The sequence below is a fragment of the Roseixanthobacter liquoris genome, assembly GCF_043195135.2.
Classification (GTDB): domain Bacteria; phylum Pseudomonadota; class Alphaproteobacteria; order Rhizobiales; family Xanthobacteraceae; genus NCEH01.
Window position 1 is genome coordinate 42,858 of record NZ_JBAFWP020000002.1, and the last position, 12,510, is coordinate 55,367.

A 12,510-nucleotide genomic window follows, 5' to 3' on the forward strand; every position below is an offset into this window, starting at 1 on the left:
TGCGCGACGTCTGCCGATAGGCGGTGGGTCTGGGCCAGCGGCGGAAGCGCATCACCGACCCTCCCGACGTGATCTGGCAGCGGCGTGCAGGACACGCTCCGCCGTGGTGATGCTGCCGGTCTGGCGGGCTGCCTCGGCATAGACGGAGATCGGGAACGCACCCTCGAACAGGATGTCGCGCTCGATGCCCATGCCGAATGGAAGGCGCACGGCCGCCATTTCGGAGAGGCTGAACGAGCCAAGCTCGGGCTCGCCGAGATCGGCAAGGCCGAACAGGGTGTCGCCATCCTCGTCGAGTTCGGTCGCCAGCCAGGTGCCGACGCCGAGCGGGTTGAAGAAGCGGACGACGGGGACATGGTCGCCGTCGCGCTCGCGGCCGTTGGCGAGCAGGCGCTCGCGCAGCTCGGGGGTCAGGAGGATCATGCCGCCCTCCGCTCGATCGAGATGTCGTCCGCGTCTGCCGCTGGCTCCGCGTCAGGCAGGAAGCCGAGCAGATAGTCCGCCGCCTTGCTGGCCTGGGATGCAGCACGGACGATCGCGCGGTTGTCCTCGCGCAGCACTTCGAGCCAAGAGCCGATGTAGTCCGCGTGGTGCACGGTCGGGACGATGCCGAGCGAGGCGCAGCAGAAGGCCGCGTTCATCTCCGCGACCAGCTCCTCGAAGGCGTACTTTTTCGTCCCGAAGGAGCCGGTGAGATCCCGGTCGAGCCGGCTGTGGTGGCCGCTGGCGTGCCCCAGCTCATGCAGGGCCGTGCGATGCCAGTTGATCGCCTCGAAATAGGCCTGCGGCGGCGGGACCATCACATAATCGAGGCCGGGCGCGTAGAAGGCGCGATTGCCGCCGATGCGGAAGTCGATGCCGGTGGCTGCGATCAGGGCCTCGACCTGCGGCTCGATCAGGCCGGGCGGTGGCGGCGGGGCAACGACGGCCACATCCTCGGGCAGATTTTCGCACTGCGCCGCGTTGAAGACCGTGAAGCGCTTCAGGAACGGGATCGCCTGGGCATCCTCGCCGGTCTCGCGGGCGCGCTTTTTCTCGTCGTCCGGTACGAAGCGGTCGGCATAGACGACGGTCGTGCCGTGCTCTCCCTTGCGGACATTGCCGCCGAGCGCCAGTGCCTGGCGAAACGTCAGCCAGCTCTGGCAGGTGAAGCCGTGCTGGGTGACGCTTCCCCAGAGGATCAGCACATTGATCCCTGAATACTGCCGGCGGGTGGCGGCGTTCCTCGGCATGGCAAGCGGCGCTTTGGCCGCCGCTGTCCCCCAGGGCTGGACCCAGGGCACACGGCCGGCCTCCAGCTCCGAGATGATCTTGCTGGTAATGTCGTCATAGAGGCTCGTTCGGTCGGAGCCGGTACGGGCGCGAGCGGTGTTTCTGGACATCGCGGTTCTCCGCGACGGGCGCCGGAGGCCTCTCCTCCAGCCCTCAACCCGTCACGGCAAAGCCGATCCGCACTCTCACTCTATGGGGGCGTTGCGGGGTCTCCCCGCAGAAGGGGTCGCCCGAGACCTTGGGCTCGGGCGCAGGGGAAGGCTTTCCCCTCCCGGTCATCACGCTGGCGCGATTAACTCAACATTTAGCAAAGTCGATAAATCGGAATTCATCTGCGGCGACTATTATAGTCGCATTCACAATTGGCTATTGGGTGGCGAGGGTATTGCTTCGTTTTCAAAACAACATCTTGCGAATGATCGCAAATGGCGACCCGATTGAGGAAACGGCTCGTCAGATTTGCTTGGGTGTCGAAGACGCTTTGCCGGGTGTCATTTGCTCGATCCTGAAAGTCGATCATGCTGGACTGTTGCATCCGCTCGCCGCACCAAGCCTGCCGGAGGCGTTCAACGCGATACTGGACGGCATGATGTTCGGCCCGGAGGTGGGGTCATGCGGTGCTGCGGCCTATCTTCGAACCCCGGTGGCGATCGAGGATGTCGAACATGATTCTCGCTGCGCCAAGGTCATAAAGCTGCTGCTGCCGCTCGGCCTCAAGGCGTGCTGGTCGGTTCCGGTCGGCGATGCGGCGGAAGCACCGATCGGCGTCGTTGCCATGTACTATCCGGAGCTGCGTGGACCGGGTGAGACGGATCGCGCGGTGATGGCTTCGTGTATCGAACTTTGCGAAGTGGCGCTCAGACGTCATGTGCGGGTCGAGGATCGGGAACGCCGGGCGAATGTGGACGCGCTCACAGGGTTGCCGAACCGCTCGGCCTTCAATTCGGCGATGGCAGGCTTGTCTTGCGATATCCCCGGTTCCTGGGCGCTGTTCATCGTCGATCTCGACAATCTGAAAGTGATCAACGACACCTTTGGTCATCTGGCGGGGGATGCCCTGATCCGCACGGCGGCCAGCCGGATCTCGCGGGTGATGTCGCCGGACGTGACGTTCCGGCTCGGCGGCGACGAGTTCGCGATTATCGTTCAGAACCATGCCGCTCTTGTCGATTTGGATGCGACTGCCGAGGCGATCTTCAACACCCTGGAGGTGCCTGCCGATTGCGAGGGGCATATGGTCGTGCCGAAGGCGACGATCGGCGGGGCGGTGGTTGGGCCGGGCGATGTGACCGCGATGGTCGTCAACCAGAATGCCGATTTCGCGCTCTACCACGCCAAGGAGACCGGCCGTGGCGGGTTCGTCCGGTACTGGCCGGGGATCGGCACCAGGATCACCCACCGCCGCGATGCCATCCGCGACGTTACAGCGGCGCTTCGAGAGGGGCGGATCGATGCCTATTATCAGCCGATCGTGAGGCTCGACAGTCAGGAGATCGTCAGCGTCGAGGCGCTATGCCGGATGAGGACGCCCGAGGGCGTCATCCTTCCGGCCAGCGCCTTTCAGGAGGCGACCTGCGATGCCCATGTCGCGGCCGAGCTGACCAACCGGATGTTCTCCATCGTGGCGGCCGATGTCCGGCGCTGGCTGGATGACGGCATCCCGTTTCGGCAAGTCGGAGTGAACATTTCGACGGCGGACTTCTATACCGGAAGCCTGATGGGCAAGCTTGAAGATACGTTCGGCCGCGCCGGCGTCCCCTTGCATCACCTCTTTCTCGAAGTGAAGGAGGAAGCCTACATGGGTGAGCGGGATCGGGCGGTAGCGCGTGAGATCAAGGCGCTACGCGATCACGGCGTAAGCGTGGTTCTCGATGATTTCGGGACAGGTTATGCCTCGCTCACGCATCTGATCACCGTGCCGGTCGATGCGATCAAGATCGACAGATCGTTCATCGCGCGCCTTTGGCCCGACGATCCGAGTCTGGTGATCGTCGAGGCCCTGATCGACATCGCGCGCAAACTCGGCATCAGTGTCGTGGCCGAAGGGATCGAAACGGAGGTCCAGGCCAGTCAGCTTTGGGCGATGGGCTGCACGCTCGGGCAAGGTTTCGCCTTCTCGAAGGCGGTGGATCGGCATGCGATGGGGGCGCTGTTGCGCTGCCATGCGCAGGGCGATGGAGCACTGCCACTTCAGGCGCTAGTCGATGACCCAGTGCCTGATGAGAACGGCGGTGCGAAATTCGTCCACGGTAGCGGCGGCATGATGCGGCTGCGGGCGGCTTAAAAGTCGTCCAGTTTTCCCTTTCTGCGGCAGCAGGGAGGGCGTGGGGATTTACAGCGTGGAGCTATATCTGAGAGTTCGTCAGGCTTGTGCGGAGGGCATGAGCCAGCGGGAAGCGGCACGGGTGTTTAATGTGTCGCGGGACACGGTTCGGAAGATGATGTCGTTTTCGGTTCCGCCCGGCTACCGTCGAACGGTCGAAGTCCGCCGCCCGAAGCTCGATCCGTTTATCCCGATCATCGAGGGGTGGTTGGAGGCTGACCGGATCATGCCACGCAAGCAGCGGCATACGGCGAAGCGGGTGTTCGACCGGCTTCGCGATGAGTGTGGCTTCACCGGCGGCTATACGATCATCAAGGATTACATCCGGGAACGTGAGCGACGTGGCCAGGAGGTGTTCGTGCCGCTGTCGCATCCGCCGGGCCACGCTCAGGCCGACTTCGGCGAAGCCCTGGTCCGGATCGGCGGGGTCGAGCAGAAGGCACACTTCTTCGTGCTGGACCTCCCGCACAGCGATGGCTGTTACGTCCGGGGTTATCCTGCAGCGGTGGCCGAGGCCTGGGTGGATGGCCATATCCATGCCTTCGCGTTCTTCGGTGCGGTTCCCCAGTCTGTGCTCTACGACAACGACCGGTGCCTGGTGGCGAAGATCCTGCCGGATGGAACCAGAAAGCGTGCCTCGCTGTTCAGCGGGTTCCTGTCGCACTACCTGATCCGGGATCGCTATGGCCGGCCGGGCAAGGGCAACGACAAGGGGAATGTCGAAGGCCTGGTGGGCTACTCTCGGCGCAACTTCATGGTGCCGCTACCGGAGTTCGCCACTTGGGACGCGTTCAATCTGTGGCTGGAGGAGCAGTGCCGCAAGCGTCAGCGCGCAGTCCTGCGCGGCGAAAGCGAGACGATCGGTGAGAGATTGCAGCGTGACCTTGCTGCGATGCGCGCCCTCCCGGCGGCGCCGTTCGATGCCTGCGATCAGGACAACGGCCGGGTCTCGTCGCAATCTCTGGTGCGCTACAAGACCAACGACTACTCGGTGCCGGTTGCATACGGCCACCAGGATGTCTGGATCCGGGGCTATATCCATGAGGTGGTGATTGGCTGCCGGGGCGAGGTGATCGCCCGCCATCCCCGATGCTGGGATCGCGACGAACTGGTCTTCAACCCGATCCATTACCTCCCGCTGATCGAGCAGAAGATCAATGCGTTGGATCAAGCCGCCCCGTTACAGGGCTGGGACCTGCCGGAGGAGTTCGCCACCTTGCGCCGCCTGATGGAGGTGCGGATGAACCGACAGGGTCGGCGCGAATATGTTCAGGTCCTGCGGCTGTTGGAGGCCTTCGATCTGGCGGACGTGCGGGCGGCAGTGCTCCAGGCTCTTCGGATGGGGGCGCTCAGCTTCGATGCGGTGAAGCATCTTCTCCTGTGCCGGGTGGAGCGTCGTCCGCCGCGACTGGACCTCGACTGCTATCCCTACCTGCCGAAGGCGATGGTCGAGAAGACCAAGGCCGGGTCTTACATGCGGCTGCTGTCGGATGATGCGGCATGAGTGATGCCCCGGAAATCCTGCTCGCCCATCACCTCAAAGCGCTGAAGCTGCCGACCTTCCTGCGCGAACATCAAAAGCTGGCCCGCCAATGCGCGGCGGAAGGGCTGGACCATGTCCGATACCTGGCACGGCTTGTCGAACTCGAACTGATCGACCGGGAAAGGCGAATGGTCGAGCGGCGCATCAAGGCCGCGAAGTTCCCGGCCGTCAAAAGCCTGGACAGCTTCGACTTTGCGGCCATTCCGAAGCTGAACAAGATGCAGGTGCTGGAACTGGCCCGGTGCGAATGGATCGAACGGCGCGAGAATGTCATTGCCCTCGGCCCGTCCGGCACCGGCAAGACCCATGTCGCCCTCGGCATCGGGCGGGCCGCTTGTCAGAAGGGCCTCTCGGTTGGCTTCACCACCGCCGCAGCGCTGGTCAGCGAGATGATGGAGGCCCGCGATGAGCGCCGCCTGCTGCGCTTCCAGAAGCAGATGGCCGGTTACAAGCTTCTCATCATCGACGAGCTCGGCTTCGTGCCCCTGTCGAAAACGGGTGCCGAGTTGCTGTTCGAACTGATCTCGCAGCGCTATGAGCGCGGATCGACCCTCATCACAAGCAATCTGCCCTTCGATGAATGGACCGAGACATTCGGCTCGGAGCGCCTGACCGGCGCACTGCTCGACCGATTGACCCACCACGTCAGCATCCTCGAGATGAACGGCGAAAGTTACCGCCTCGCCAACAGCACTGCCCGCAAGCGGCGCTGATCAAGATCCAGGCATCTTACAACTACTGGCCCTGACGGGCCAGCGCGCCATGGCACGCGCCAGCTATGTGGGAAGCGCGCGCGCCATGGCGCACATCCTCACCAACTGGCCTGGTTTTGCTCCGCCGCCGTGGTCGACTTTTGCGCCGCCGTTGACACCGGCGCCGCAGCCGGCATCTCGCTCGCGGCGATCAGCACCAAGCCTGCTATGGCAGCCGAGTTCAGCTTCAAGGTCGCGACGGGGCAATCACTGACCCAGCCGATCAATGCGCGCCTGGAGCAGGCATGCAAGCGGATTGAGCAGGGCTCGAATGGTCGCATCGAACTGAAATTCTTCCCGGCAAGCCAGCTTGGCACCGACACGGACCTCATCACCCAAGTACGATCCGGCGGAATCGAATTCCTAAACATCGCTGGTTCGGTCATCTCCACTGTGGCGGCCGGAGCCGCCATAACGAATGTTGGCTTCGCCTTCTCCGATTACGACCAGGCTTGGCGCGGAGTCGACGGCCCTGTTGGTGTCTACGTTCGCGCACAGATCGAGAAGGCAGGCCTTATTGTCGCTGCCAAGGCCTCCGATAACAGCTTTCGCCAGATCACGTCGGCATCGAAGCCGATCAAAACACCCGACGATCTAAAGGGATATCGGATCCGGGTACCAGTCTCGCCAATCTTCACCTCTCTCTTCTCGTCACTTGGCGGGAATCCGACATCGATCAATTTCAGCGAGCTTTACACGGCGCTTCAGACGCACCTCGTCGACGGCCAGGAGAACGGGCTAGTCGCGATTGAGGCTGGGAAGCTTTACGAAGTCCAGAAATACGTCTCGGAGACGAACCACATCTGGGATCCCTTCTGGCTCGTAGCAAACCGGCGCGCCTTTAGTCGGCTGCCGAGCGATCTCCAGGCGATCGTTCGACGAGAGTTCGACCAAGCCTCGATGGAACAGCGAGACGACGTTGCGAAGCTGAACGGAACTCTCAAGGCGCAACTCACGGCGAAGGGCCTGACCTTTGAAAGTGCCGATAAGGACGCTTTCCGAAAGGCCTTGACGCAGGCCGGCTTCTACAAGGAGTGGAAAGGCAAGTTCGGCCCCGAAGCGTGGAAGGCGCTGGAAGAAGTGACGGGTCCCCTAGCATGAACGCCGTGGATGGCACCCACGAGGCAGCCCGCTCGGAGTTGGCTCACCATTCGGTTTGGGTTCGCGTCGGCGAACATTGGCTACGCCGTCTGGTGGAGGTGCCCGCCGCCCTACTTGTGATCGCGGAAGTCGTAATCCTGTTTGCCGGGATTTGCGCTCGATCCCTCGGACATCCGATCATCTGGTCGGACGAGCTCGCGTCCCTGCTCTTTCTGTGGCTTGCAATGCTCGGGTCTGTAGTGGCAATCCAGCGCGGGGAGCACATGCGCCTAACCTTCGTGGTTGGGTCCATGTCCCCGCGCGCGCAAGCCTGGTGCGAGACGCTCGCGGTCGGTGCGGTTTTCGTCTTCGTCATCCTGATGCTTCATCCGGCTTACGACTACACGGATGACCAATCCTTCGTAGAGACGCCCGCTCTGGGCTGGTCGGGAACGGTAAGGGCCCTGGCAGTTCCGGTTGGATTCGGACTGGCGCTCCTTAGCTGCACGCTCCGGCTGGCGCGACATAGTCTCGCTGATCTCGCGAGTGTCGCAGGCGTCCTCGGAGTGTTGGCCGTCGCGCTCTCGATAGCTTCTCCCCTGCTCGCCGGCTTGGGCAATTGGGCACTTCTCGTCTTTTTTGTTGGTCTGCTGGGGGTTGCAGTAACCGCGGGCGTTCCGATCGCCTTTTCGTTCGCTCTCGCCACCTCTGCATACCTTCTGACCGTCACATCAACTCCGCTTACAATCGTCGTCGGCCGTATCGACGAGGGCATGAGCAGCCTCATGTTGCTTGCTATCCCGCTCTTCGTCCTTCTTGGTCAACTCGTTGACGTGACCGGCATGGCTCGCGTGATGGTGGAGTTCCTGGCGTCCCTGCTAGGCCATGTGAGGGCTGGGATGTCGTACGTGCTGCTGGGCGCGATGCTTCTGGTGTCTGGCATCTCTGGCTCGAAGACCGCGGACATGGCCGCGGTCGCCCCGGTGCTTTTTCCCGAGATGCGTCGCCGCGGCATGCAAGACGGCGAGTTGCTGTCCCTCCTCGCGGCCTCTGGCGCGATGAGCGAGACGATCCCGCCCTCGATCGTGCTGATTGCGATCGCATCGGTGACGGGCGTCTCCATTGCGGCTCTGTTCACGGCAGGGATCCTGCCCGCGATCGTGTTGGCGCTCGTACTCGCGCTGGTAGCGCGTTATCGCGCCGGCAAGGATGATGACCGTGTCAAGGTAACCCGTGCCCCTTTGTCTGTGGTGATGAAGAGCCTCGTCGTGGCCCTCCCGGCCTTGCTGCTTCCGTTTCTCATCCGTACCGCCGTCGTCGAGGGCTTCGCCACCGCAACGGAGGTTTCCACCATCGGGATCGCGTATTCGCTTCTTCTCGGCCTCGCGGTGTACCGCGGCGGCCTTAGCTGGCGCGCAGCAATACCAATGTTGGCCCGTACGGCTTCGCTCTCGGGCGCCATCCTGTTCATCGTGGGCGCTGCAAGCGCCATGGCTTGGGCCCTCACCCAATCCGGGTTCTCGCACAGCCTCGCACACGCGATGGCAGCAGTTCCGGGCGGCCAAGCCGGCTTCCTGCTCGTCTCGCTCATCGCCTTCGCAGTGCTAGGCAGCCTCCTCGAAGGCATCCCGGCCATCGTTCTGTTCGGGCCCCTTCTTTTCCCGATCGCAAAGCAGTTCGGCATCCACGAAGTGCACTACAGCATGATCGTGATCCTCGCGATGGGTATTGGCATCTTCGCGCCACCATTTGGCCTCTGCTACTATGCGGCCTGCATCATCGGGCAGGTTTCGCCCGAGTCGGGTATGCGGCGGATCTGGATCTATCTCGGCGCGCTCTTCGTGGGGCTGCTAGTTCTCACCTTCGTACCCTGGTTCTCGATCGGCTTCATCTAAGGCGGCCTCTAGCCGAAGCACCGGCTGCATCGCGGCATGCTGGGGCTCGTCGGCACCATCAGAGATCCGGCATCGTCTCGTCAACGTCGAAGAACCCTGGCTGCCCGTGCAAGCTCCAGCCTCCGAACTGCCGAGCCCGATTGAATCACGCTCGGCTCGAACACGCGAGGTTTTTGGAGGTGTGCAGCTGGCAGGCCCGGCGTGCCCTGCGCCCATTTGACAGCCAAACAACTCCGCTCATATCATCCAGACATGGACACATCGTCCATATTATGGACAGGAGGCGGCGCATGAGCGACACACAGCTAAAAGCGGACCCGGCAGAAGGATTGGATGCTGCCACGCTCAAGCGCATGCCCTACCAGTTCGCCCAACCTCGGGAATGCTTGCCCGACCTGGTGGTCGCCCCGGCGGTTCCGGTCGACGAGCGCATCTGGGTGCCGCAGGCCGAGAACGTGTGGTTTCGGCCTCTCTGCCTGAACGTGTCGTCAGGCTACTGGATGAACCTTCTGAAAGTGCGGAAGTCGGGCATTCTCAGCCGACATCGCCACCCGGCCCCTGTCCACGCCTTCGTGCTCAAGGGAAGCTGGCGCTATCTGGAGCATGACTGGATCGCGACCGAGGGCTCCTATGCCTTCGAGCCCCCGGGTGAAACCCACACGCTGGTCGTGGACGAGGGCGTGGAGGAGATGATCACGCATTTCCAGGTCAACGGATGCATGTACTACGTTGACCCGTGGGGACGTCACACCGGATACGAGGACGTCTTCACGAAGATCGACATGTGCCGCAAGCATTTCGGTGAGATCGGCCTCGGCGCAGATTACGTCGACCAGTTCATCCGCTGATGGCCGAGTCAGCTCGCTTCGATCTCGCGGGTCGTGTTGCCGTCGTGACGGGTGGCGCACGCGGGATCGGCGCCGCCATCGCCAAGGCGCTTGGCCGTTGCGGGGCAGTTCCAGTGATTTGGGACCGCGACCCGCTGGCGGACGGCGGAAACGGCATCGCGGTTGATGTCACCAATGCGGACTCCGTCTCGTCGGCCCTCACCAGCACCCTGCGCCAACATGGTCGGGTCGACATCCTCGTGAACAACGCCGGTTATGCGGGGCTCACGACCCCAGTCCTCCAGTACCCCCTCGACGAGTGGCGCCGCATCCTGGACGTGAACCTGACGGGCACTTTCCTGGTGTCCCAAACCGTGGCGCCGATCCTGGTCGAGCGGGGCTGGGGCCGCATCGTCAACCTCGCTTCCCTGGCGGGCAAAGAGGGCACGCCGAACGCAAGCGCTTACAGCGCGGCGAAGGCCGGGGTGCTCGCATTGACCAAATCGCTCGGGAAGGAACTCGCGAGAACCGGCGTCCTGGTCAACGCTATCGCACCGGCTGCCGTACGCACCGCCCTGCTTGAGCAGATGAGCCCGGCGCATGTGCAGACGATGGTCGACAAGAGCCCCATGGGCCGCCTCGGAGAACCGGATGAGGTGGCCGAGCTCGTGCTGTTCCTCTGTTCCGAGAGCTGCACCTTCAATACCGGATCCGTGTTCGATCTATCCGGCGGGCGCGCCACTTATTGACCCCATCAAGCAAACACTAGTCACAAGGGAGGAACGAGCATGCAGACCGGCAAAACGGCGCGGCTCCGCAGCATTCAATGGATCGCAGTGGCCTTTCTGACCGCCGCCGGTATTATCAACTATGTTGATCGGTCTGCGCTGTCCATCGCCAACACGGCAATCCGAGACGAGATGAGCCTCACGCCTGCCCAGATGGGCTGGCTTCTGTCGGCGTTTTCGCTGGCGTACGCCTTCTCACAGCTTCCAATCGGGGCCCTGTTGGACAGGCTGGGCTCGCGCATCATGCTCGGCGCCGGAATGTTCTTCTGGTCGCTCGCTCAATTGGTCTCTGGCTTCGTCGGTTCCTTCCAGCAGTTCCTTGTGGTGCGTGCGGTGCTTGGCTTGGGCGAGGCGCCCCAATTCCCGGCTGGCGCTAAGACGGTGAGCGAGTGGTTCAACGTCCGCGAGCGGGGCACGCCAACCGGCATCTTCGTGGCGTCGTCCTGCATTGGTCCATGTATCGCTCCACCCTTGCTGACCGCGCTGATGCTGCTCTTCGGCTGGCGCTGGATGTTCATGCTGACGGGGGTGGCGGGCATTATTGTCGCTGTCGGTTGGTACCTCCTCTACCGCAACCGCAACGAGGTCGCTCTGCTGCCCGAGGAGATCGCCCATCTCGACGAGGGTGGCACAGCGGAGCCGGTGGCGCGGAGCATGACCCTGGCCGAGTGGCGCGGCTTGTTCGCCCACGGCACCACCTGGGGCATGATCCTTGGGTTCATGGGCGTCATCTACATGGTCTGGCTCTACTTGACTTGGTTGCCGTCCTACCTTGAGCACGAGCGCGGCTTGAGCGTGGCGCGGACCGGCTGGGTCGTGGCTGTTCCCTACATCTTCGGCACCTTGGGCATGCTTTCGGCCGGGCAGGTCGCCGATCGGCTGCTCGCTCGCGGCCTGAGCATCGTCAACAGCCGTAAATGGCCGGTCTGCATCGGCCTACTCGGCGGCGCCGCCTTCACGGTCCCGGCGGCTTACACCCCGAGCGTCACGCTGGCGGTGGTCTACATCTGCCTTGCGATGTTCTTCATCAATCTTGCCAGTGCGGCGGCATGGACGCTGGTGAGCGTGATCGTGCCGAAGCGGCAGGTTGCATCCCTGGGCAGCATTCAGAATTTTGGCGGCTACTTCGCCGGCTCCTTCGCGCCTGTGATCACCGGTTACATCGTCGAGGGCACGGGCTCTTACGTAAACGCCCTGCTCGCCTCCGCGGTGGTCGCAGTCGCGGCCGCGGCCGCTTACTTGCTCCTCGTGCGCAAGCCCCTGGAATCGCCCAACACCCTTTCCCTGACGGAGCGCCTGGCATGACTTTTCAACCGAACCTCCTCGCTGGGAAGACAGCCCTGGTAACCGGAGGAACGACGGGGATTGGCGCCGGCATCGCCGAGGTGTTGGGCGGGTTGGGTGCCAGGGTTCTGGCTGCCGGGCTGGGCGCAGCAGCCTACCGAGCGCCAGCCGGAATAGACATCATGGCCCGGGAACTGGACGTGACGAATGAGGCCGGAGTTCGGGACTTGGTCGAGGCTTGCGAGCGGATCGACATCGTCGTGAACTGCGCCGGTATCATTCGGCGCGCCGATGAGCACCAGCTTGACGTCTTCGAGCAGGTGCTCGCCGTCAATCTGACCGGCACGATGCGCGTTTCCACGGCTGCCCGCGCGAAGCTTGCGTCAAGCGGAGGGTGCATCGTCAATCTGGCGTCGATGCTGTCCTTCTTCGGCGGTAGCCTGGTCCCGGCCTATAGCGCGAGCAAGGGCGGCATCGCTCAGTTAACCAAGTCTCTGGCGCTCGCCTACGCACCGGACGGTATTCGGGTCAATGCCGTCGCTCCGGGCTGGATTGCGACGCCGTTGACCCAAGCTCTTCAGGACGACCCGCTGCGTGCGCAGCCGATCCTGTCCCGGACTCCGCTTGGCCGCTGGGGCACGCCGCACGACGTGGCTCAGGCGGTTGGCTTCCTCGTCAGTCCAGCGGCGAGCTTCATGACGGGGGTGATCCTGCCCGTTGATGGTGGGTATCTTATTGCCTAGGAG

11 protein-coding genes are annotated in these 12,510 nt (G+C 63.2%); 9 read left to right on the forward strand and 2 right to left on the reverse strand.

Features of this window, described 5'->3' with window-relative positions:
* Positions 1-51 precede the first annotated feature (51 nt).
* Positions 52-423 carry a DUF2958 domain-containing protein gene (locus V5F84_RS22020; protein WP_394044326.1) on the reverse strand — a complete coding sequence of 124 codons (372 nt, stop codon included), beginning with the start codon at positions 421-423 and terminating at the stop codon, positions 52-54.
* Positions 420-1,382 carry an ArdC family protein gene (locus V5F84_RS22025; RefSeq protein WP_394044325.1) on the reverse strand — a complete coding sequence of 321 codons (963 nt, stop codon included), beginning with the start codon at positions 1,380-1,382 and terminating at the stop codon, positions 420-422. The genes V5F84_RS22020 and V5F84_RS22025 overlap by 4 nt, the downstream gene beginning before the upstream one ends.
* Positions 1,383-1,687: 305 nt before the next feature.
* Here V5F84_RS22025 and V5F84_RS22030 point away from each other — a divergent pair, with 305 nt between their 5' ends.
* From V5F84_RS22030 to V5F84_RS22070, 9 genes are all read left to right on the forward strand, one after another.
* Positions 1,688-3,556: an EAL domain-containing protein gene (locus V5F84_RS22030; protein ID WP_509277235.1), complete on the forward strand. Its 1,869-nt coding sequence runs from the start codon at positions 1,688-1,690 to the stop codon at positions 3,554-3,556.
* Between the two features lie 55 nt (positions 3,557-3,611).
* Complete coding sequence (istA, locus tag V5F84_RS22035) at positions 3,612-5,099, forward strand: IS21 family transposase (RefSeq protein ID WP_394046890.1); 1,488 nt, start codon at positions 3,612-3,614, stop codon at positions 5,097-5,099.
* Positions 5,096-5,851 carry an IS21-like element ISPve1 family helper ATPase IstB gene (gene istB, locus V5F84_RS22040; RefSeq protein ID WP_394016433.1) on the forward strand — a complete coding sequence of 252 codons (756 nt, stop codon included), beginning with the start codon at positions 5,096-5,098 and terminating at the stop codon, positions 5,849-5,851. The genes istA and istB overlap by 4 nt, the downstream gene beginning before the upstream one ends.
* Before the next feature lie 129 nt (positions 5,852-5,980).
* Positions 5,981-6,991, forward strand: a complete 1,011-nt coding sequence (locus tag V5F84_RS22045) for a DctP family TRAP transporter solute-binding subunit (protein WP_509274729.1) — start codon at positions 5,981-5,983, stop codon at positions 6,989-6,991.
* Positions 6,988-8,865 carry a TRAP transporter large permease gene (locus V5F84_RS22050; RefSeq protein ID WP_394016390.1) on the forward strand — a complete coding sequence of 626 codons (1,878 nt, stop codon included), beginning with the start codon at positions 6,988-6,990 and terminating at the stop codon, positions 8,863-8,865. The genes V5F84_RS22045 and V5F84_RS22050 overlap by 4 nt, the downstream gene beginning before the upstream one ends.
* A 290-nt stretch (positions 8,866-9,155) precedes the next feature.
* On the forward strand, positions 9,156-9,713 hold the full coding sequence (locus tag V5F84_RS22055; RefSeq protein ID WP_394016389.1) for a 2,4'-dihydroxyacetophenone dioxygenase family protein: 558 nt from the start codon (positions 9,156-9,158) through the stop codon (positions 9,711-9,713).
* Entirely contained in the window at positions 9,713-10,441 is a 729-nt protein-coding gene (locus V5F84_RS22060; RefSeq protein WP_394016388.1) for an SDR family NAD(P)-dependent oxidoreductase, read from the forward strand. Before V5F84_RS22055 ends, V5F84_RS22060 begins: the two co-directional genes overlap by 1 nt.
* 39 nt (positions 10,442-10,480) lie before the next feature.
* Positions 10,481-11,785, forward strand: a complete 1,305-nt coding sequence (locus V5F84_RS22065; protein WP_394016387.1) for an MFS transporter — start codon at positions 10,481-10,483, stop codon at positions 11,783-11,785.
* Positions 11,782-12,507, forward strand: a complete 726-nt coding sequence (locus V5F84_RS22070) for an SDR family NAD(P)-dependent oxidoreductase (protein ID WP_394016386.1) — start codon at positions 11,782-11,784, stop codon at positions 12,505-12,507. Before V5F84_RS22065 ends, V5F84_RS22070 begins: the two co-directional genes overlap by 4 nt.
* Positions 12,508-12,510: the final 3 nt, after the last annotated feature.